Annotated in this window: 22 protein-coding genes and 1 pseudogene; 12 read left to right on the top strand and 11 right to left on the bottom strand. The window is 61.1% G+C overall.

Features of this window, described 5'->3' with window-relative positions:
- The first annotated feature begins 486 nt into the window (after positions 1 to 486).
- Complete coding sequence (locus LB532_RS30125; RefSeq protein ID WP_263492281.1) at positions 487 to 612, top strand: hypothetical protein; 126 nt, start codon at positions 487 to 489, stop codon at positions 610 to 612.
- Between the two features lie 25 nt (positions 613 to 637).
- Here the strand turns inward: LB532_RS30125 and mnhG are convergent, their stop codons facing one another.
- The 7 genes from mnhG to LB532_RS24565 form a co-directional block, all read right to left on the bottom strand.
- Complete coding sequence (mnhG, locus tag LB532_RS24535) at positions 638 to 1,036, bottom strand: monovalent cation/H(+) antiporter subunit G (protein WP_140640960.1); 399 nt, start codon at positions 1,034 to 1,036, stop codon at positions 638 to 640.
- Positions 1,033 to 1,314, bottom strand: coding sequence for a K+/H+ antiporter subunit F (locus LB532_RS24540; RefSeq protein ID WP_140640962.1), 282 nt, complete (start codon positions 1,312 to 1,314; stop codon positions 1,033 to 1,035). Before LB532_RS24540 ends, mnhG begins: the two co-directional genes overlap by 4 nt.
- A complete protein-coding gene (locus tag LB532_RS24545) occupies positions 1,311 to 1,796 on the bottom strand; it encodes a Na+/H+ antiporter subunit E (protein WP_140640964.1) in 486 nt (161 codons plus the stop codon). Before LB532_RS24545 ends, LB532_RS24540 begins: the two co-directional genes overlap by 4 nt.
- Complete coding sequence (locus LB532_RS24550; RefSeq protein ID WP_140640966.1) at positions 1,793 to 3,427, bottom strand: monovalent cation/H+ antiporter subunit D; 1,635 nt, start codon at positions 3,425 to 3,427, stop codon at positions 1,793 to 1,795. Before LB532_RS24550 ends, LB532_RS24545 begins: the two co-directional genes overlap by 4 nt.
- A complete protein-coding gene (locus tag LB532_RS24555; RefSeq protein WP_140640968.1) occupies positions 3,427 to 3,768 on the bottom strand; it encodes a Na+/H+ antiporter subunit C in 342 nt (113 codons plus the stop codon). Before LB532_RS24555 ends, LB532_RS24550 begins: the two co-directional genes overlap by 1 nt.
- Positions 3,759 to 6,701 carry a monovalent cation/H+ antiporter subunit A gene (locus LB532_RS24560; RefSeq protein ID WP_140640970.1) on the bottom strand — a complete coding sequence of 981 codons (2,943 nt, stop codon included), beginning with the start codon at positions 6,699 to 6,701 and terminating at the stop codon, positions 3,759 to 3,761. The genes LB532_RS24555 and LB532_RS24560 overlap by 10 nt, the downstream gene beginning before the upstream one ends.
- A 126-nt stretch (positions 6,702 to 6,827) precedes the next feature.
- Positions 6,828 to 7,730: a universal stress protein gene (locus LB532_RS24565; protein ID WP_140640972.1), complete on the bottom strand. Its 903-nt coding sequence runs from the start codon at positions 7,728 to 7,730 to the stop codon at positions 6,828 to 6,830.
- A 799-nt stretch (positions 7,731 to 8,529) separates the two neighbouring features.
- Here LB532_RS24565 and LB532_RS24570 point away from each other — a divergent pair.
- The 3 genes from LB532_RS24570 to LB532_RS24580 all read left to right on the top strand — a co-directional run bounded on the left by LB532_RS24570 (position 8,530) and on the right by LB532_RS24580 (position 10,406).
- On the top strand, positions 8,530 to 8,943 hold the full coding sequence (locus LB532_RS24570) for a DUF5602 domain-containing protein (RefSeq protein ID WP_140640974.1): 414 nt from the start codon (positions 8,530 to 8,532) through the stop codon (positions 8,941 to 8,943).
- Positions 8,940 to 9,461 carry a plastocyanin/azurin family copper-binding protein gene (locus LB532_RS24575; RefSeq protein WP_181169410.1) on the top strand — a complete coding sequence of 174 codons (522 nt, stop codon included), beginning with the start codon at positions 8,940 to 8,942 and terminating at the stop codon, positions 9,459 to 9,461. Before LB532_RS24570 ends, LB532_RS24575 begins: the two co-directional genes overlap by 4 nt.
- 114 nt (positions 9,462 to 9,575) lie before the next feature.
- Positions 9,576 to 10,406: a sensor histidine kinase gene (locus tag LB532_RS24580; RefSeq protein ID WP_224557311.1), complete on the top strand. Its 831-nt coding sequence runs from the start codon at positions 9,576 to 9,578 to the stop codon at positions 10,404 to 10,406.
- 5 nt (positions 10,407 to 10,411) lie between these two features.
- Here LB532_RS24580 and LB532_RS24585 read toward each other — a convergent pair whose 3' ends face one another.
- Positions 10,412 to 11,272 carry a LysR family transcriptional regulator gene (locus tag LB532_RS24585; protein WP_140640976.1) on the bottom strand — a complete coding sequence of 287 codons (861 nt, stop codon included), beginning with the start codon at positions 11,270 to 11,272 and terminating at the stop codon, positions 10,412 to 10,414.
- Positions 11,273 to 11,460: 188 nt separating this feature from the next.
- On the opposite strand from LB532_RS24585, the gene LB532_RS24590 reads away from it, so the two are divergent.
- The 7 genes and pseudogenes from LB532_RS24590 (at position 11,461) to LB532_RS24620 (ending at position 17,691) form a co-directional block, all read left to right on the top strand.
- Entirely contained in the window at positions 11,461 to 12,219 is a 759-nt protein-coding gene (locus LB532_RS24590) for a gluconate 2-dehydrogenase subunit 3 family protein (RefSeq protein WP_140641055.1), read from the top strand.
- 27 nt (positions 12,220 to 12,246) lie between these two features.
- Positions 12,247 to 14,016, top strand: a complete 1,770-nt coding sequence (locus LB532_RS24595) for a GMC family oxidoreductase (protein WP_140640978.1) — start codon at positions 12,247 to 12,249, stop codon at positions 14,014 to 14,016.
- A 122-nt stretch (positions 14,017 to 14,138) separates the two neighbouring features.
- Entirely contained in the window at positions 14,139 to 14,546 is a 408-nt protein-coding gene (locus LB532_RS24600; RefSeq protein ID WP_140640980.1) for a c-type cytochrome, read from the top strand.
- 42 nt (positions 14,547 to 14,588) lie between these two features.
- A complete protein-coding gene (locus LB532_RS24605; RefSeq protein ID WP_140640982.1) occupies positions 14,589 to 14,798 on the top strand; it encodes a hypothetical protein in 210 nt (69 codons plus the stop codon).
- Positions 14,795 to 15,166 carry a DUF488 domain-containing protein gene (locus LB532_RS24610; protein ID WP_140640983.1) on the top strand — a complete coding sequence of 124 codons (372 nt, stop codon included), beginning with the start codon at positions 14,795 to 14,797 and terminating at the stop codon, positions 15,164 to 15,166. The genes LB532_RS24605 and LB532_RS24610 overlap by 4 nt, the downstream gene beginning before the upstream one ends.
- 140 nt (positions 15,167 to 15,306) lie before the next feature.
- Positions 15,307 to 15,963 carry a fructose-6-phosphate aldolase gene (gene fsa / locus LB532_RS24615; protein ID WP_140640985.1) on the top strand — a complete coding sequence of 219 codons (657 nt, stop codon included), beginning with the start codon at positions 15,307 to 15,309 and terminating at the stop codon, positions 15,961 to 15,963.
- 220 nt (positions 15,964 to 16,183) lie between these two features.
- Positions 16,184 to 17,691 (top strand): annotated as a pseudogene (locus LB532_RS24620) (FAD-dependent oxidoreductase).
- Between the two features lie 536 nt (positions 17,692 to 18,227).
- Here the strand turns inward: LB532_RS24620 and LB532_RS24625 are convergent.
- On the bottom strand, positions 18,228 to 18,473 hold the full coding sequence (locus tag LB532_RS24625) for a hypothetical protein (RefSeq protein ID WP_224557313.1): 246 nt from the start codon (positions 18,471 to 18,473) through the stop codon (positions 18,228 to 18,230).
- Between LB532_RS24625 and LB532_RS24630 the strand changes: the two genes are divergently transcribed.
- Complete coding sequence (locus LB532_RS24630) at positions 18,429 to 19,073, top strand: universal stress protein (RefSeq protein WP_224557315.1); 645 nt, start codon at positions 18,429 to 18,431, stop codon at positions 19,071 to 19,073. The genes LB532_RS24625 and LB532_RS24630 overlap by 45 nt on opposite strands.
- Positions 19,074 to 19,196: 123 nt before the next feature.
- On the opposite strand, the gene LB532_RS24635 is transcribed toward LB532_RS24630, so the two are convergent.
- Positions 19,197 to 19,829: a Tim44/TimA family putative adaptor protein gene (locus tag LB532_RS24635; protein WP_224557317.1), complete on the bottom strand. Its 633-nt coding sequence runs from the start codon at positions 19,827 to 19,829 to the stop codon at positions 19,197 to 19,199.
- A gap of 55 nt (positions 19,830 to 19,884) precedes the next feature.
- Positions 19,885 to 20,521, bottom strand: a 637-nt coding sequence (locus tag LB532_RS24640; protein WP_224557318.1) for a cbb3-type cytochrome c oxidase subunit I, incomplete at its 5' end; no start/stop codon positions are given.

Consider the following 20,521-nt stretch of genomic DNA (forward strand, 5'->3'; position numbering starts at 1 on the left):
AGCGTCGTGCCAACCTGTCTGATTGTGGGTGAAGGTTCCCGAGACGGCTAACGGAAGCGTTCGAGCCGCTCGGGCTACGAACGCGTCAGGAGGGACGCCGAGACGACCAGGTACTTCTTGCGACTGCTCGGAATATCCATGCTACGGATATGGCCATTGGATGCAGTCCATTCAACGGGTTGGGAGGTGCGGCCTTCGGACGCTGGCAGTTCCATGCGCTGGCGATAATCGCGCGCAACGCCGCAAGCGAACCGCGGCGCGTGCGGCATTCCATCCATTTGACTTCGAGCGCAGCCTGGCCATGATGTGTCTGTGAACAGAATTTCAACACACGGACTTCCCTTCCGGAAGCGGCCCAAGACAGGCCGCTAGCCCTGGCCTAGCGGATCAACTCCGTCAGGTCAGGGAGCTTCCTATCGACTCAAATTCTGAGCGTTGCGCGTCCGCCTCGGTGGACCGCTCAACCGTGCACGAAGGAAACCGGAAATGGCCAAGAGAAACGGCAATCGAGAAGTCCGCAAGCCTAAGCAGGACAAGGACAGGAAAATTCAAGAGGCAGCCACGGTATCGGAACTTGGCGCCAAGGCGGCCGGAGCCGGGCGACGGCGCTAGGCTGACCGCACCGGTGGCGGCGACCTCATTGGCCGCCGCCGCTTTCCCCCTGCTGGCTTCCGCTACGCGGCGGTCGCAAGATCGATCGGGCAGGCACGCCAGAGTTTCCTTCCGCCCGGTCGCGATACAGGGCTGCGCGTGCGAGCAGCATCAGCGTGACCGGGGTTGTGATGGTGATGAAAACGCCGATCAGGAGTTCGTGCGCGACGAGCCGCGAAGCCAGCGCCGAGAAGCAGACGATCGAGGCGAGCACGATGGCGCCTGTTCCCCAGCTTGTACCCAGCGTTGGAGCGTGCACGCGCTCGAAGAAGCTGCCAAACCTCAGGGTTCCGATTGCGCCGAGGAGGGTCAGTCCGGCGCCCAGCAGAACGAGGAAAGATGTCAGCAGCGCCGCCCAGGCGGGTAGTGCTCCAGCGTGTGTCATTCAATCACCTCGCCGCGCATGAGAAACTTCGCCAGAGCCACGCTCGAGGCGAAGCCCAGCACTGCGATGATCAGGGCCGCCTCGAAATAGATCGGGTTTCCGGCGCGGATGCCGAACGTCAGCACCAGAAGCATGGCGCTCACATAGAGGGCATCGAGGCAGAGGACCCGGTCCTGCGCGCGAGGGCCGCGGATCAAGCGGTAGGTGTAGCAGCCCATGGCCGCCACCAGCATGGCCTGTGCGGCCGTCGCGGACCAAAGGAGTATGATGGCGGTCATTCGAATATCTCCATGAGAAGACTTTCGTAGCGGCTCTTGATCAAAGTGACCCATCCCTGTTCGTCGACGAGGTCGAGAACATGGATCAGAAGGATGTTCGACTCCTGGACGTGCTCGATCCAGGCGGTGCCAGGCGTACTGGTGACGATGCAGGCGAGCACGGCGAGCCCCGTCCTGTCGCGAAGATCGAGCGGTATGGCCACGAAGCCGGATTTGCGTTTGCGGTCGCGACGCTGGAGCACAATGAGCGCAACAGCGATGTTCGAGCGCAGGATGTCCAGCGCCACGATCCCGGCAAGGCGGGGGATCAGCTGCCACCGTCTCAGCCTTGGCTTCGACGGCTGCAGCGCCGCCATCGCACGCGAGGCAGCGGCAGCGATCAGCCCTCCGAGGATGAACTGCCCGGGCGAGAATGACGTAAGCAGCAGCCAGGTCAGCAGCAACGCCGCGGTCAGGATGGGGTAGGGCAGCGCACGGGTCATCTTGCGATGGCCTTTGCTTGCCCCGGGCCTAAGACCCCGTGGATGTAGCTCGAAGGATCGTGCAGCGAGAGGGCCGCCGCTTCGGTGTACTCGATCATTGCGCCTCCCTTGACCGTCAGGAACAGGCAGACCGCCAGCAGCCCGACGACCGGCGCAATCTCCACCACCAGCACGCGCGGAATGACGGCTTCGAGAGGCGCCCAAAAAGTGCCGATGCCACTGCGCATCATGGCGAGCAGCGCCGCCAAGCCGGACAGAATGACCAGTGCGACCAGCAGCCAGGTTCTCGGCGGGATGCCGGCGGGAGTTCCCAGCCCGTCCAGGTTCATCATGCCCGTCAGCATGGCGAACTTGGCGACGAAACCCGAAAGCGGCGGCAACCCAGCAAGCAAAAGAGCGACGCATCCGAAGCACACGCCGAGGATTGCGAGCGCGCCCGGCATGACGACGCCGACTTCCTCGTCGTCACGTTCCTCGTCCTCGCCGCCGTCTTCGCCATAGGCTTCCCTGGTGACGGCGAGCAGGTCGGCGCCCGGTTCACGCGCGCGCTCCACCAGTTCAATCAGCATGAAGAAAGCCGCTGTCGTCAGGGTCGAGCTGACGAGGTAGAACAGCGCTCCCGACACGACCGCCGCGTCGCCCATGCCGACAGCGGCCAGCAACGTCCCCGAAGAAACAAGCACGCTGTAGCCGGCAAGCCTGCCCATCGCCTGCGAGGCGAGCACGCCGGATGTCGCGAAGGCGACCGTCGCCATGCCGCCCCAAAGCATGACCGCCCCGCCGAAGCCTGTCAGTTCGCCTGCCTGGCTGCCGAAGAGCAGCAGGCTCAGGCGCAGGAGCACGTATACGCCGACTTTGGTGAGAACGACGAAGATGGCGGAGACTGGGGCAGCAGCAGCCATGTAAGCAGAAGGAAGCCAGAAGCAGAGCGGCCAAACGCCAGCCTTGACCAGGAAGGCGATCCCCAGGATCGCCGCACCCGCCTGCAGCAGCATCCGGTCGCCGGCCGGAATGGCGTGCAGGCGAACCGCGAGATCAGCCATATTGAGCGTGCCGGTGACGCCGTAGATCAGGCTGACGCCGATGAGGAAAAGAAGCGACGCCGCCAGGTTGATCGCAATGTAGTGCAGTCCCGATCGGACACGGAATGCTCCGGAGCCGTGCAGCAGCAGGCCGTAGGACGCCGCCAGCGTTACCTCGAAGAAGACGAAGAGATTGAAGAGGTCTCCCGTCAGGAACGCGCCTGCAAGTCCCATCAGCAGGAATTGGAAGAGGCTGTGGAAGTGCGGTCCGGCCCTGTGCCAGCGAGCCAGCGAAAACACCAGCGACGCCAATCCGATGACGGCGACAAGGACGAGCATGAGGGCCGATAGCCGGTCGAGCACGAGCACGATGGCGAACGGCGCGGGCCAACTCGCGATCGCGTAGGACAAGGAAACGATATCGCTTTCGACCGGAACGCTATCCGCCATGCGCGTCAGAACCACGCTCGCCACGAGGAGGAGCGCCGTTGAAGCGAGGCTGACCAGCGCCTTCAATGTGTGGCGCGACTCGTCGATCAGAAGCAGCAAAGCCCCGGCCACCAGCGGGAGCAGGATCGGAACGACCAGAAGATGTCGCGTCCACTCCATCAGCGCGACTCCCGCCCGTCGACGTGGTCGCTGCCGGTGAGGCCGCGGGCGGCGATCAAGACCACCAGCAGCAGAGCGGTCGTTGCGAAGCCGATCACGATTGCAGTGAGCACCAGCGCCTGCGGAACCGGGTCCGCGAAGTCGGCAGGATTTCCCGAGCCGTCCGCACCCAGCACGGGAGCTGCCCCTACGCGCAGGCGACCCATGCTGAAGATGAAGAGGTTCACCGCGTAGGAAAGCAACGAAAGGCCTATGACGAGCTGGTAGGTGCGCGGTCGCAGGACCAACCAGACGCCCGATCCGGTAAGAACCCCGATGGCGAGTGCAAGCGTCAATTCCATTGCCGGTGCTCCTCCGCGACCTGGCGTTCCTCCAAAACCTGGCGCTCCTCCACGAGGCGAGCCGCCCGTAGGCGACGGATCGACTGGTGGGCAATCGCGATCAGCATCAGCACCGTGGCGCCGACGACGAGACTGAACACGCCGAGATCGAACATGGTGGCGCTCGCCATCGGGAGTTTTCCCACGAGCGGCAGGCTCAGGTAGCGAAAATATGAAGTGAGGAAGGCGTCGCCGAGCAGCATGGAGGCGGCGCCCGTCAAGGCCGCCACCAGAAGGCCGCCGCCGATCCATCTGACCGGCAGAATGCGCAGCCGGTCTTCCACCCAGACCGTCCCGCCGACCATGTACTGCAGGACGAAGCCCGCCGCCATCGCCACACCCGCGGCGAAGCCTCCCCCCGGGGCGTCATGACCGCGCAGGAAGAGATAGGCCGCCAGCACAATCACCACCGGGAACATCCATTGCATGATCACCGAGGGCACATAGAGGTATTCTGCGGGCGTCGCGCCAGCCGCCCGGTCCGGCTCTGACTCGTCAAAGGACAATTGGACACGCTGCTGCTCCGGTCGCTCGATGCTGTCCGGGGCAGGGCGGAAGCGCCGCAGCAGGGCAAACACGGTCAGCGCGACGATGCCAAGCACGGTGATCTCACCTAGTGTGTCGAAGCCCCGGAAGTCGACGAGGATCACGTTGACGATGTTGCGTCCCCCGCCTTCGCTGTAAGCCTTTTCAATGAAGAAGTGCGCGATGGTGTCGGGCGGCTTGCGCGTCATGACGGCGTAGGACATCGCCGCCATCCCGGCGCCCGCCACGACGGCGATGACCAGGTCGCGGAAATGCCGGGCACGGGCGAGCGGGCCGCTTGGCTCGCGCAGCGCTTCGGAGCGTTTCGGCAGCCAGCGCAGGCCGAGCAATATGAGAACAGTCGTCACGATCTCGACGAGGAGTTGTGTCGCGGCAAGGTCCGGCGCCGACAGCCAGACGAAAGACAAGCAGGTGACGAGCCCAGTTCCCCCGAGCAGCATCAGAGCCGCGAGACGGTGGAACTTGGCCCGCTGCGCGGCCCCGACCGCGCAGACCATGCCAATGGCCCACAGACCGGCGAACGCGAAATCATCCTGCCCGCCGCTATAGCTTCCGAAACTAAGCCCGGAGGCGAAAAGAGGGATTGCGGCGGCGGCGACCCCGGCGGCGACGAGCAGGCGCATCTGCGGCTGCAAACGCCTCGTGCCGAAGGCCTGCTCGACAAGACGCGCGCCTCGCCAGGAGATCGCGACCATGATCCGCTCGAAGATGCGTTGTCCCTGTATCCGGCCGAAAAGAAGGGGGCTTTCGGCCCGTTCGAGGTAGTCGCCGGCAAATAGGTAGAGCAGCGCGCCGGCCGCCAGCGCGACCGCGCTCATCGCCAGTGGCAGGGTGAAGCCGTGCCATACCGCCAGACTGTATTGGGGCGTCGCGGCGCCAAGCACCGAGGACACCGCGACCTGCAGGAACGGTCCGATTGTCAGCCCCGGAATGATGCCGACGACGAGGCAGGCCACGACCAGGAGCATCACGGGGAAGCGCATCCAGAAGGGTGGTTCATGCGGCTCGCGCGGAAAGCTCTCGGGGGGCGCCCCGAGGAAGATCGAGTGGATGAGCCGTATGGAATACGTAACGGCGAGCGCGCTGCCGAGAACGGCCGCGTATGGCGCCGCCGTGTCGAGCCAGGCGTCGGCATGAGTCTCGACCGTCTCGGCGAAGAACATCTCCTTTGACAGGAAACCGTTCAACAGCGGCACGCCGGCCATGGCGGCGCTAGCGACCATGGCCAGGGTGCCCGTAATCGGCATGTAGCGGAACAGGCCTGAGAGTCGCCGCAGGTCGCGCGTGCCGGTCTCATGGTCAATGATGCCGGCGGCCATGAATAGAGATGCCTTGAAAGTGGCGTGATTAAGCATGTGGAAGATCGCGGCGACAGCGGCGAGCGGACTGCCGAGACTGAGCAAGAGCGTGATCAACCCCAGATGGCTGATCGTGGAATAAGCCAGCAGTCCTTTGAGGTCCTGCTGGAACATCGCCAGATAGGCGCCGAGCACCAGCGAGATCATTCCCGCCAGACCAACGATGAGGAACCATTCAGGCGTACCTGAAAGCACCGGCCACAAGCGGGCCATGAGGAACACGCCCGCCTTGACCATGGTTGCCGAATGCAGAAACGCCGAGACGGGCGTGGGCGCGGCCATGGCGTTGGGCAGCCAGAACTGGAAGGGGAACTGCGCGCTCTTGGTGAGCGTGCCTAGCAGGATCAAGAAAAGCGCCGGGACATACAGATTGTGCTTCCGGATAGCGTCACCGGACGCCAGCACAGCGTCGAGATCGTAGCTGCCCACGATATGACCGACCACCAGAACTCCGGCCAGCAGCGCAAGGCCGCCGATCGCCGTGATCGTCAGCGCCATGCGGGCGCCGTCGCGCGCGGCCTGGTTATGATGCCAGTAGCCGATCAGCAGGAAGGAGAAGATGCTTGTGAGTTCCCAGAACACGACCAGCAGGATCAGGTTGCCGGCGAGCACGACCCCCAGCATCGACCCCATGAAGGCAAGGAAGAAAAGATGGAAGCGGCGGACGGGATCCTCTGGCGAGATGTAGTAGCGCGTATAGACGACGACGAGAAGCCCGATCCCACTGACAAGCGTCGCGAAGATCCACGCGAACCCGTCCATGCGCAGGGTAAAGTCGAGGCCCAGCGAGGGAACCCATTCGAACCTTTGCCGGACAATCCCTCCGCCCTGGATGGAAGGGTAGAGCGAGAGCGTCAACGCCAGACAGGCCAGCGTCGTTGCGCCTGCCAACCAGGTCGCGGGTGCGCGCGAGTCCGACGGAAGCAAGGTGGCCGCGAGGCCTGCCACAAACGGCAGAGCGATGATCAGAGGCAGCGAATAAAGCTCCATCACTCTCCTTGAAGCTGGGCGGGCGGTCTGACTGTGCGTTATCCTGCACTTCTACGCTATCGATGATTGTCCGCCAACGACAGGCCAGATGCTCGCGTCGCGGTCTTCCCAAACTGTTTAGTGGACTTACCGCTGCCTGCTGGGTACCACCAGGACATCGCAGGGAACCGCCGCGAGAATGCGCGATGCCACGCTGCCGACGACCGCGTGAAGCAGCCCTGTCCTGCCATGGGTTCCGACGATCACAAGGTGGGTGTCGGCGTCGTTGGTCAACACCTGCAGGCCCGTCACCGGATCGCCGCGGCGGGCAACGATGTCGAACTTCGTGATGGCTTCCTCGCCGGCGACCTCCCGGAGGAAGTCGCGGCATTGGTCAAGAAATATCGTTTCGAACTGTCGATCATAGTCCTCGCTATCATGAGCGAAGCCGCGGTAAGGCGGCTCGAACCCATGGAAGAGACCCAGCCGCCTCAGTCCAAACCATCGCAGGGCAACCATCAGGGCAGGCTTGGAAGACTCTGACAGATCGGTAGCGACGAAAGCGCGTTCGTCGGTGTCTAGCACTCTCTTTTTCACGACCAACAGCGGGATAGGGGACTTTCGGGCTAGAGCTGTGACATTGCTTCCCACCAGCACCTGCGCCAGCGGCCCTGACCGGGCGATTCCAGTCACGATCAACTCGGCCCGTTCCCTTGCCGCTATCTCGAGAACCACCCAGTCGACGGGCCCTTCCTCCACCAGCACGGACGAACGCAGACCGTCAACGCAGGCAAGCTCCTCGCGGAGGGAGGCGGCATTGCGCTTTGCCGCGCGCCTGTACGCGTCGCGCACAGAAGTGTCCTCGGTCAGCGCCATGTCAGTGAGAGCGTGCACTGCGGTAAGGCTCGCATTCCACTGGATCGCAAGCTGCACCGCCCGGTCCTGCGCCCGATCGCACCGCGCGCTGAAGTCTGTCGCAAGGATGACGTGGCTCGGTGCGCGCCGAGCGATCGCAGCAAGTGAGCCGTCGTCTTGTGAAGCGTTTGACATGAGTGACTCCGACAATCGCACAACGATATAGCATCCGCGATCTCGAAGAAATGCTTCCGCCGTTGGACGACGGTGCAGGGAGGCGTTCGCCTTCCTGAAGAGCGGCAGACTATCGGTGCTTTCCGCCATCATATCAAAGGACAACGAGGCAGTTTTCCCGAGCAGCCGGACGCGGGAGTTTGGCAACCCAGATCGAACCAACGCCCACCAGGCGCTGGTTTTGGGCGACTCTGCTAGACAAAATTCATGACGATGATCGCGCCGATCACGATCAGGACAAGGCCGCCGATCAGCATCGGCAACAGGCTGTTTTCTGGATCGATCCCAGACTCAAATTTGCTTTTCTAACGGCGTGTTATTCTTCCCTGGCTGAGCCATGGCTCGTCTCCTGCGAAAAGATAGGCTTGCGTTCGCTCAGTGAGCGACCCTCTGCGCTGAGTTGGGATCTTGGCACCCGGACGCGAAGCGTATTTCGCGTCCGGGTAAAGGCCTGCTTTGAGCGCCGCGGATCTAGTCGGAAATTTTGCAGAAGAATATGCATAGCAACAGAAATGTAGTGAAGGTCTATTCGAAATCAAGCGACGCCGATAGCGGCGGTCGTTTCGGAGTTTTCGGTGTTATCTTCGACAATCTGACGCAAAAATAATGCACTGAAATGACATTTAATTTCGTTTGACGAATGTGGGCGTCTCCGTCTTGCTTGGGCGAGCCCAAAGGGCCGTGTCAGAGCGATAGCGAATTTAGGCCTTCCAAATTGTCGGCTGTCGCGTCGCATTCTATCCAAGCAGGGAGTACCGTGATGAAAAAGCTTGCCCTCGCAGTCGCAGTGACAATGGCCACTTTGTTTTGCGCCATGGCGGCCAGCGATGTCACCCAGTCGCCGCCAACTGCTCCCTACGCACAGGTCAGCAAGCTTGTGAAATTGCCCGACTTCCTCCCCGGCATGGGGCAACTCTTCGTCGATCCGGCGACCTTGCCGGCCGGTCCGTTCCTCGCTTACGACCACGATGGCAAGCTTGTCAGCACCATCTACATGCTTCCGATCAAGGAGCTCAATCCGGACAAACGTTTCGATAACCTCCCGGCTCCGGGTGACAACGTCGACCATGTCGACGTTTACTACAATGCCGGGCACCCGGGCGTTCCGGAACCACATGTCCACGTCGTGCTGTGGCATGTCTCGGCAAGCGACGAAGCGCGGGTCACCAAATGACACTCACGCGCCGTGAGATACTTGGCGCGGGCGGCAGTTTCGCCGCCCTGACGCTTTCGCCTTTGGCTGTTTGGGCCGACGAGATCGTGGAAATCGCAATGAAGGGTCGCGACGATGGCTCGGACGTCTGGTTCAACCCTATCGGCGTTCTGATCAAGCCAGGTCAGATGGTCCGCTGGACAAATCTCAATCCTGGCAGCTCGCACACGACGACGGCGTACAGCCCAAAGAATTTCGGGCGGCCGCTGCGGATGCCCAAGGCGGCAATACCGTGGGCCTCCGACTACCTCCTGCCTAACGAGACCTTTTCCGTGACCTTCACCGAACAGGGGGTCTATGACTATTTCTGCATTCCGCACGAGCATGCCGGAATGGTCGGCCGCATCATCGTCGGCGAACCCTTGAAAAACGGCTGGACCCAACTTGACGGAGCGAACGGCAACCTCCCGGAGGACGCACTCAAGGCGTTTCCGACAGTCGAGGAGATCATGGCGAGAGGCATCGTGCTGCGCGCTTAGGCATGCATGAGGGAGACGACCGCCAGCAACAAGGAGAATGGAATACGACGATGGGAGCGGGAGCGCCAGATTCCTCGCCGTCGTCGGTAGTCAATCAATTTGGGGGCGATCATCATGACAGCCAATATTCCTCGGTGCGGCGTTCAATCACGATCCGAACCGAAGCGCGACGACGGCGCTCATGTATCGGACATGCCTCTCGACGCGCCGACCGCAGCCCAACAGCGTGAACGTGCGAGGAACCGACTCGCAGCCCTGGGCGAGATGACGAGCGGCATTGCTCACGACTTCAGAAACCTCTTGGCTGTCATTGAATCCGGCCTTCGGCTTGCTGCAAAGCGAGCCGACGAACCCGAAAGTGTGCGAGCCTACATTGCGGCGGCGCGGCAAGGAATCGATCGAGGGATCGAGCTGACCTCGCAGTTGCTTGCCTTCGCAAAGCATCAGGAGCTCGATGTTCATGCGGGCGATCTGAACGAGTTCCTCATGTCTTTCGAGCCTTTCCTTAGGTATGGCGCGGGACCCGATGTCAGGGTCAAGCTCGAACTCGGTTCCGATGTCCCGCTCTGCATGGTCGATCCCGCGTTCTTCGATGCAGCCGTGCTTAACCTCGTCATCAACGCGCGCGATGCCGTCCCAAATGACGCCGAAGTCCGGGTCACTACCGGACGACTGGTGCAGACCACCCCCTCACCCGATCCGCCCGGGCCGGGAAGCTACGCCTACGTGCGGGTCGAGGACCGCGGCTGCGGCATGGCCCCGGAGGTGTTGCAGAAAGCTTTCGATCCCTTCTTCACGACGAAGGGAGAACAGGGCACAGGGATAGGACTGTCGCAGGTGCAGGCATGGATGGATATGGTGGGTGGCCGGATCCGCATTGCAAGCGAGCAAGGCATCGGAACGACGGTCGACCTGCTGTTCCCGTCGATCCAGGTGGAGGCGTAAGCCTACTACGCCTCCTGCACTTCCATCTCACCGCGTGCCACGGAGTGCAATCCCGCCAGAGCCGGGCCGACTACGCTCTCATCCGCATTTGCGGACTGCACCGCATAGACCGGGTAGGAGAACTGGGGCATGTCAGGAACAAGATGAAGCCGTCCGGCCGCCACGTGAGGTTGCACTGAGCTCATTCTGAAATATCCGGCGCCGCCGGCGGCCAGGACGTAGTTCAGTGCAAGCGGGCCGAGGTCGAAAGACAGATCCGGCGCGGAGCTCGGGAAATTCACGCCGTGATGAACCCCGAAATCCGGCCCCCAATCCATGTAGACATAATCGGATCCGCTCAGGAGTTGCGCTTCCGGGTTGGTGGTAGCGAGAACCAGCTTCTCCTCGAGAAGCAGATCGATCTTCAAACCTGGTCTGTGCTGCGGCGCATACATGATAGCTATGTCGACCATCCCCGAGGCGACCTGGTTGATGAGATCCTGTGGCACGTCGACGTGCACTCTAAGCGCAATATCCTGAAGCGATTGGCGCATCCAGCGGACCCAATCGAGCAGAAGAGGTTGCGCAAGGCTAACTTCGCTGCCGACCGTCAGGACGGCCCGTCGTCCCGGAGGCACGGCAACCTGGTGAAGGGTGCGTTGCCATAGTTGGACGAACATCGGGGCGTGGCGCAGAAATTGCTCACCCGCGGGAGTGAGCGAAGCGCCGCCTTTATGCCGAACGAAGAGTGGTCGGCCCAATTGTTGCTCGAGGTTGCGGATTCGGGCGCTGACGGTCGTCTGGGCGACATTCAAGCGCTCCGAGGCGCGAATGAAGCTCCCCGTCGAGACGATCTCGATAAACGTGCGGGCCAGTTCAATATCCATGACCGCTAATAGCATAAAAATTGCGCTTAAATGTCAATGAATTTCGTTTGCCACATAGCAAAGGCGAACATTAGGCTGTCTGAATAATCACAGGATTGAGCGCTGAAAGCGGCGCAGCGCCGGGATGGGGCGGGAGTAGGTCTCTCCATCCTCACCCTTCGTTTGCCCGCGGTGTCATAGGAGCGATCATGTCGACGAGAGAAAAGAACGGCCAAGGCGATGTCGGACGTCGTGACTTTCTAAAACTGTTCGGCGCGGCCGGCGCGGCGGCGGGCACCATGCCGTTTGGCGGAACCGCTTCGGCGGATGATATCATGGCAGCTGCCGGCACGGACACGAAGCATCATCACGCCGCCGAACCTCATGCTCGAGCCGGCGGCTACGAATTCTTCAATGTGAACGAATCCGCCTTCATCGAAGCGGCGGTCGACACGCTCATCCCAAACGATTCAACCGGTCCCGGCGCCAAGGAAATCGGCGTTGCGACCTACATCGACCGGCAGATGGCCAGCGGATACGGCAAGGGCGACCGGCTGTATCTGGAAGGGCCGTTTGGCGAAGGTACGCCAGAGCAAGGCTATCAATTGCCGATGACACCGTCGGAACTGCTCCGGGCCGGCATCGCGGACGTCAGCGCCTTCGTGCAGAAAAACCACAAGAGCACCTTCGAGGGCTTGTCGGCAAAAGATCGTGCCGAGGTCATGGCCGACCTCGAGAGCAAGAAGATCGAGCTTCCGACGGTCCCGACGGCGACATTTTTCGGGCTCCTGCTGCAGCTCACGATCGAGGGTTATTTCGCGGACCCGATGTATGGCGGAAACAAGGACGCGGCGACCTGGAAGATGATCGGCTTCCCTGGCGCGGATGCCATGTACGCGGACAAGATCGAGCCGTTTCGGAACAAGCCCTACCAGGCTGAACCGAAGGGCATCCAGGACCTCATTTGATCGCCGGAAGAAGAAGGAGATTTTGACATGGCCACCAAACTGAACGCGGTCGATGTCCTGATTGTCGGTCTTGGGTGGACTGGAGGCATCATTGCCAAGGAGCTTGCATCCACCAAGCTGAAGATCGTCGCCCTCGAGCGGGGAGGCCCGCGTGACACCAATCCGGACTTCATCGATCCTGAAATCCATGACGAGCTGCGCTACGCCGCCCGCTACGACCTCATGCAGAACGTGCGGCGGGAGACCATCACATTCCGCAATGGTGAATCGCAAACCGCGCTGCCGATGCGCCAACTCGGCTCGTTCCTGCCCGGCCAGGGCGTCGGCGGCGCCGGGGTGCACTGGAACGGCGTGACCTGGCGCTGGCTCGAATGGGATCACCAAGCGCGCACCCGTACCGTCGACAAGTACGGCGAAAAGATCATCCCTTCGGACATGCACCTTCAGGACTGGCCGATCACCTACGACGATCTCGAACCCTATTACGACAAGTTCGAAAAAACCTGCGGCACCTCCGGCAAGGCCGGCAATCTCAACGGCCGGAAAATCGACGGCGGCAACATCTTCGAGGGGTCGCGAAAGGAAGAGTACCCCAATCCGCCAATGATTGCCGCGCAGAGCATGGTGATGTTCGAGAAGGCGGCCCGTGATCTTGGCTACCATCCTTTCCCCAATCCCTCGTCCAACGCGTCGCGCGACTACGTCAATCCCGATGGCGTAGCCTTCGGCCAATGCCACTATTGTGGCTTCTGCGAGCGCTTCGGTTGCGAGGCCAACGCCAAGGCGAGTCCGCATTTCACCGTCATTCCGCTGGCGCTGAAGAACCCGAATTTCGAACTGCGCACAAATTCGATCGTGCTGAAGGTCAATCTCGACTCGACCCGCAAGAAGGCGGTCAGCGTCTCCTATCTCGACGCACGCGGGCGCGAATTCGAACAGCCTGCCGATCTCATCATCCTGTCGGCTTACGCGCTCGGCAATGTCAATCTGTTGCTGCAGTCCGGCGTCGGCGTGCCCTATAATCCGACAACGGGGAAGGGCGTGGTCGGCCGCAACTATGCCTATCAGTGCGGTGGCGGGGCCACCGCCTTCTTCGACAAGAAAACCATCCTGAACCGCTACATGGGCGCCGGTGCGCTCGGCACCTGCATGGATGATTTCAACGGCGACAACTACGATTTCGTGAAGGCCGGTTACATCGGCGGCGGCGGTATCAGCTGCAGCAACTCGGGCGCCCGGCCTATCCAGTCACATCCGACACCCCACGGCACGCCGCGCTGGGGCTCGGACTGGAAGAAAGCAGTGGTCGACAACTATGACCACGCAGCCAGCGTTGGCAATCAAGGCGCCGTGATGGCCTACCGACAGAACTACCTGAGCCTCGATCCGACCTATACCGACGTCTTTGGACGTCCGCTGATGAGGATGACGTTCGATTTCCAGGACAACGAGATAAAGCAGATGAACGGTCAGGCCGACATCTGCGTGAAAATCGCCAATGAGATGGGAGCGACCAGGGTCGATCGGAGCATCCCCCCCGTGCCTTATTCGATCGTGCCTTATCAGAGCACGCACAACACAGGCGGGGCGGTCTTCGGGGCCGATCCGAGCACCAGCGTTCTGAACAAATATCTTCAGGTCTGGGATGTACCGAATGTATTCGTCACCGGCGCTTGCGTGTTTCCGCAAAACGCCGGGAAGAATCCGACCGGGCCGGTAGGCGCTCTTGCCTACTGGGCGGTGGACGCGATCAAGAACCAGTATCTGAAGAGCCCAGGCCCGTTGGTTCCCTCCTGAGGCAACGTCTGCCGGACCCGGATCCGCGGTTCGGGTCCGGCAGGCTGGGTGTGTTTCGAACCTCATATTGCCGGGTGCCGGTTCGACTGGAACCAACCCGTAACTCATTGAAAGTGGCAAACATGAAATCGACCATGCTTGGATTAGCGACCGCGCTTCTCACCGCAGTCGGTTCGGCCCATGCGCAGGACACATCTCCTGGTAATGCTGAAGCCGGCGCCGTCGTCTTCAAGAGATGCATGGCCTGCCACCAGGTCGGCCCTGATGCCAAGAACGGAGTAGGGCCCGTATTGAATGGCGTCGTCGGCCGTGCGGCAGGCACTTACCCGGATTACAACTATTCCGCCGCGAACAAGGATTCGGGCCTGACCTGGGATGAACCGACGCTGACCACATATTTGCACGCGCCGCGCAAGTTGGTGCCAGGCACAAAGATGACATTCGCCGGTCTCAGCAAGGACCAGGAGATCGCCGATGTGATCGCCTACCTGAAACAGTTCAACGCTCAAGGACAAAAGGTCTCCCCCTGAATCAGGAGCGACCTGTCCCGGCTTGCAAGCAAGCACAACCTTATGAAATTCCTCCTGCATCAGGGTCTGGGGTATTCCACGGTTCATCATATCGGTGACCACCTGCGAAGCCATGGAACTGGCCATCACTGGATCGAGCGATATCGCGGCAGCATCTTCGTGATCGTATCCGATCAAGCCGACGAGAAGAGCCTTCGAAAGGAGTTCTCAGGGCTTCTCGATGCCGTCAACGAAAAGGAGACGGACGGATGAGCGGAAAAGTCTTCGGCGAGAGAGTAAAACTGAAGCGGGCCTATGAGAGGTCTGCTGCCGACGATGGCACCAGGGTGCTGATTGACCGGCTTTGGCCTCGCGGGGTCAAGAAGACCGACGCCGGCATCGACTGCTGGATTAAAGAACTCGCGCCAAGCACCGAGCTTCGGAAATGGTTCGGACACGATCCCGGCCGCTGGGAGGAATTCCGTCGGCGATATGCGGCGGAAATCCATGCGCACCGCCCCGAGCTCGACCGTCTGCGCGACCTGATACGGCAGGGCCCCGTCACGCTCGTCTATTCGGCTCACGACGAGGCCCACAACGATGCCGTCGTCCTGCGAGAGATTTTGCTGGGACATCGGTAGAGACGCCGCGCGGCTGCTATGCCCTTCGAAGACATTTTGCGTGCGATCACGGCAGCGAGACCAAACTCACCTTTCTGGAACCAAACTGGGGATGCCTCATCAAAGCACCGAAGGGCACTTTCACATCGAGGAGAAACACAATGAAATTCTTTGTCGATACCGCCGACATATCTGAAATTCGTGAGCTTGCTGCGGCTGGCTTTGTTGACGGGGTAACTACGAACCCATCGCTTATCTCGAAGACCGGTCGCCCGTTCGGGGACGTGATCAAGGAAATTTGCCAGACTGTCGAGGGTCCGGTTTCAGCGGAAGTCACTGCGCCCGACTTCGACGGCATGATCGCCGAGGGAGAGCGTTTGGCCGGCATTGCGGCCAATGTGGCCGTCAAGGTCCCCTCCACCTGGGAGGGATTCAGGGCCTGCCGGGCCCTCAGTCGGCTCGGACACAGGGTCAATGTCACACTGTGCTTTTCGGCCAACCAGGCATTGCTCGCAGCCAAGGCGGGCGCATCCTTCATTTCGCCGTTTGTCGGCAGGCTTGACGATCTCGGGCTGGACGGCATGGAAGTGGTCCGGGAAATCCGCGCGATCTACGACAATGACAAATCCTTCACGACGGAAATCCTGGCGTCTTCAATTCGCACGCCTCTTCATGTCAAGCAGGCGGCGATGGCAGGCGCCGATATCGCAACCGTGCCACCGGCAGTGCTTAGAAATCTTGCCAAGCACCCGCTCACCGACAAGGGTCTCGAGTCCTTTCTTGCCGATTGGCGTAAGACAGGGCAAGCGATCCTGTGACCGCCAGCATTGGGTCGATGATCCCGCATAAAAATTGCACACAATTGCAGATTAAATTCGTTTGCATGATACCAGAGATGGCGGGAAACTGACGCACAAGAGCTGCGCAAGTCCACATCCAAGTGGGCAAATCAGCCCTTTCCAGACTGTGATGCCCGCGAGATTCCTGCTTCTCGGCCATAGCAAGCGATTTTACACAGGATCGCTAAGGGAGAGGAAGATGGTTGAAGGACATACCAAATTAGCTGGACCTGATCTGGCTCGGGGCGTCGCGGTGTCCGACCTTCCCGAGGGCGGAAAGCTTGTCGGTCATTGCGGCGACGAGCAGGTGTTGCTGGTGCGCCGAGTAGCCGAAATCTTCGCCACCGCGGCGACATGCACGCATTACGGCGGTCCGCTCGTTGAAGGTCTTCTGGTGGGAGACACCGTCCGGTGTCCCTGGCATCACGCATGCTTCGATCTGCGGACGGGCGAGGCCTTGCGCGCGCCCGCCTTTACCCCGCTCGCCTGCTGGTCGGTGGAACAGCGGGAAGCGCAAACGAACGGCAGCCAAGCTGCGAGAAGGCAATGCGGCTTCGGACAAGGTTGTCATCGTCGGCGGTGGCGCGGCCGGTTTCGCCGCCGCCGAGACACTGCGGCGCGAGCAATACCAGGGCAGCATCGTCATGATCATCGATGACCAGGCGCCGCCCGTCGACAGGCCGAATCTCTCCAAGGACTATCTCGCCGGAAAGGCGCCGGAGGATTGGATTCCACTGCGCGGCGAGAAGTTCTATTCGAAAAACAACATCGACCTGCGTCTCGATACGAAGGCCGATCGCATCGACCTGCATTCACGCGAGGTTGTCCTCGCGGAGGGCGGCAGGATTACCTACGAAAGGCTGCTGCTGGCCACGGGGGCCGAACCAATTCGGCTTGCTATCCCCGGAGCCGAGCAGTCACCCTTCCACACGCTGCGCTCTCTCGCGGACTGCAAGGCGATTATCGAGCTGGCCGCGAATGCGCGACGCTGCGTCGTGCTCGGCGCCAGTTTCATCGGCCTGGAGGTTGCGGCGGCGCTGCGCTCGCGCGGCATCGACGTCCACGTCGTAGCGCCGGACAGACGGCCTATGGAGCGGGTGCTGGGTCCGCAGATGGGAGATTTTATCCGCGCCCTCCATGAGGAGAAGGGTGTTGTCTTCCATCTCGAGGCGACCGCGGCCAGCATCGACGGCGGCAAGATGAAGCTCAGCAGCGGCGGCACGTTGGCGGCGGATTTCGTCGTGGCCGGCGTCGGCGTCAGGCCACGTACCGGGCTCGCCGAAAGAGCCGGACTCAAACTCGATCGCGGCGTCGCGGTGAACGCGTTTTTGGAAACAAGCGCGCCCGAAATTTTCGCGGCCGGCGACATTGCCGGATGGCCCGATCCTCCATAGTGGCGAGAATATTCGGGTAGAACATTGGGTGGTTGCGGAGAGACAAGGTCGCACCGCCGCACTCAACATGCTTGGCCATCGCGAGAAGTTCGCGGCGGTGCCGTTCTTCTGGAGCCAGCATTACGATGTGCCCATCAACTATGTCGGCCATGCCGAGCGGTGGGATGAGATCTCGGTCGATGGAGCCGTCGCGGCCAGGGATTGCCTGCTCCGATTCAAACGGGAGGGGCGCACGCTCGCTGTCGCCTCGATCTTCCGCGACCTGGAAAGTCTGCAGGCCGAGTTGGAAATGGAGCGCCAGACGGCAAGCTAGAACGCGCTCGCGAGCACGGGTGGGAGCGCATCGAGAATGACGCAGCCGAACATGCCGCCGTGACTGAAAGGAGATCGATCTATGTCCGCATTGCAACAGAACGTTGCCAGGGATTTGCAAATCATTGCGCCCACTCAGCATCATTCAAAGATCGTCGAGTTCGCAAAGGAGGTTGCCGGACAAGAGTCCCATCAGATGCCGACGTCGGTCGAAATCTTCTCCGAGAGCGGCCGTTGGTACTGCCAGGTCCGTCGCGGCAATGAAAAGACGCGGCCGATGGGCCCCTATACCAAGCAACAGGCTGAACGGGTTCAGGAAGTTCGCAGAGCCTTGATCGCCAAAAGGGCACCGCTCGGATTATGTTCGAGTAGGCGGGGACCTGACGATCGCGCCGGCCAGCGTACGCTTCACCGCAACGATCGTCTTTATCGAGTTTACAGGAACGCACGAGGTAGGCCTCCGGCCATTGCCGCATTGCGAACCAGGTCTCGCGACGGGACCTGTCGACGTTCCCGCTCGCCGAGCCGGCATCGTCTTCAGCCAACGGAAGGAAAGCCGATATGGAATACAGATCGATCGTTCTCAACCTCGACATCGACGGGATGGTTGAACCTGTCGTCAAGCTCGGAGTCGATCTCGCCCAGCGCTTCGACGCGCGCCTGATAGCTCTGTCGGCGGCCGACGTCGCGCCGCCGGTTGCCATGGAAGGTGGAATGGCCTTCGAAGGGGAGAGCATGATGCGCCAGCGCAAGGACATCAAGCGACGGCTCGAGGATTTCCATGCGCAGTTCGAAAGCATTGCTGGCGCGACGGTTCATACGCAATGGCGTGGGGCCGTGGGCAATCCGACCCGCTTGCTGATTGAATCGGCGCGGTTAGCCGATCTCATCGTCACAGCCTCGCCGGAGGGTGTCAGTTTCGGCAACGCCTATCGTTCCACCGACCTCGGCAATCTGATCCTGCAGGCCGGTCGGCCTGTGCTTGTGGCATCGACCAACCAGGAGGATTTCCGCATCAACAAGGTTCTGGTCGGATGGAAGGACACGAGTGAAGTCAGGCGCGCGGTTCTAGATGCCATGCCCTTTTTGCAGATGGCACAGGAAGTTCGTGTCATTACGATCGATGATGAGGCAACCGACGAAACCTGGAACGGCCTGGACGATCTTGTCGCCTTCCTGGACGTGCACGGCGTAGAGGCCAGGGCGGAGGTGTTTCCGGAAAAATCCAATGGCGGAACGATCGCCGACCTCGCCGGCGCAATGAACGCGGATCTGGTCATATCGGGCGCCTACGGCCACAGCAGGTTCAGGGAGTGGATCTTCGGCGGCGCTACCCGCGCGCTACTTGAAGCTGATCGGCTGAACCGGCTCATGTCGAACTGATCGCCGGCACCGACAGCGGAGTGCATCCCCACCGGCTGACAGATTTCGAACGCATACTTAGCCCGCTGGGTTGGCTGCTCGTTAGCCGCGACAAGCCTGCTGGCCGGACCCTATCGCAAGAACTCAGGCTTGTTGTTGTTCGCCCTCTGTGGCGATCAACATCCAGTTCCGCTTCCTTGACTGGGTTTGACAGGCAAACGTCCATGTATCGATCACCTCGACGATCTCCCGGGGATCGCCGGCGACGATCGCATCGTTGGCCGAGCGTGTAACACTGACCACGCCGGAAACGAAGCGAACGGCAATCTCAGCGGTGCTGTTCTCCGCAAGAGCGTCGACGACCTTTGCTTCCTTCGTGCCGATGAAGGTGAGTTGCAGCATCTCCCCCCGATCCCGGCGGCCGGCAATCGCTCGTTCGAAGATATCGAGCACTTCCGGCCCGACGAGGCGCTTCAACGTTGGGATGTCGCTGTCGGCATACGCGCGCAGGATAGCTTCATAAGCCATCTTGGCGCCGGTCAGAAACGCGGCAAGGTCGAAAGTTGGGTCGATCTCTCGGATCGCATCCAAGCGTGTGTCCGCGTAGGATATGTCGTCGATACTGCCGGTTCGCTGCTCTGTCGGCGCATCGTCCCGCTTGGCCGTGTCGCTGTCTGAGCGCGGCAGAGTTTGGCCCCAGCTGCCCAGCAATGCCCAATAAAACGCTATGATCGCCACGAGCAGGATCTGGTTGTTTGGATCTGTGGTTTCGTTCATGACGTTCTCCCGACAGAATGTCGAAACAGGCGCCGGTTCGGAACCGGAGCGAACACTAGGCAATGCGCGGCAGCTTCTCCCATTGATGGAAGGGCGGCGGCGATGGCAGCTGCCATTCCAGCGTCGTCGCCCCTTCGCCCCAAGGATTGGCGCTAGCCTGGCGTCTGCGGCTGAAGGCCTCCGCAACCGCGATGAAGAAGACGACAAGCCCGGCCGTTGAGATATAGGAACCGATCGACGAGACGAAATTCCAGCCGGCAAAAGCATCGGGATAGTCGGCGTAACGTCGCGGCATGCCAGCCACGCCCAGAAAATGCTGAGGGAAAAAGACGAGGTTGACGCCGATGAACATCAGCCAGAAATGCAGCTTGCCGAGCATTTCGCTGTACATATAGCCGGTCATCTTCGGGAACCAGTAGTAGAAGCCGGCGAAGATCGCGAAGACCGCCCCCAAAGACAGCACATAGTGGAAGTGAGCGATCACGAAATAAGTGTCGTGGTACACGCGGTCGATACCGGGGTTCGCAACCATGATGCCAGTGACGCCACCAATGGTGAACAGTAGGACGAAACCGAGAGCCCACATCATGGGTGTCTTGAACTCTATCGATCCTCCCCACATGGTCGCCAGCCACGAAAACACCTTCACGCCGGTTGGAACGGCGATGACCATCGAGGCGAAGGCGAAGTAG

This window comes from Mesorhizobium sp. ESP-6-2 (assembly GCF_020164675.1).
In the GTDB taxonomy this organism is placed as follows: domain Bacteria; phylum Pseudomonadota; class Alphaproteobacteria; order Rhizobiales; family Rhizobiaceae; genus Mesorhizobium.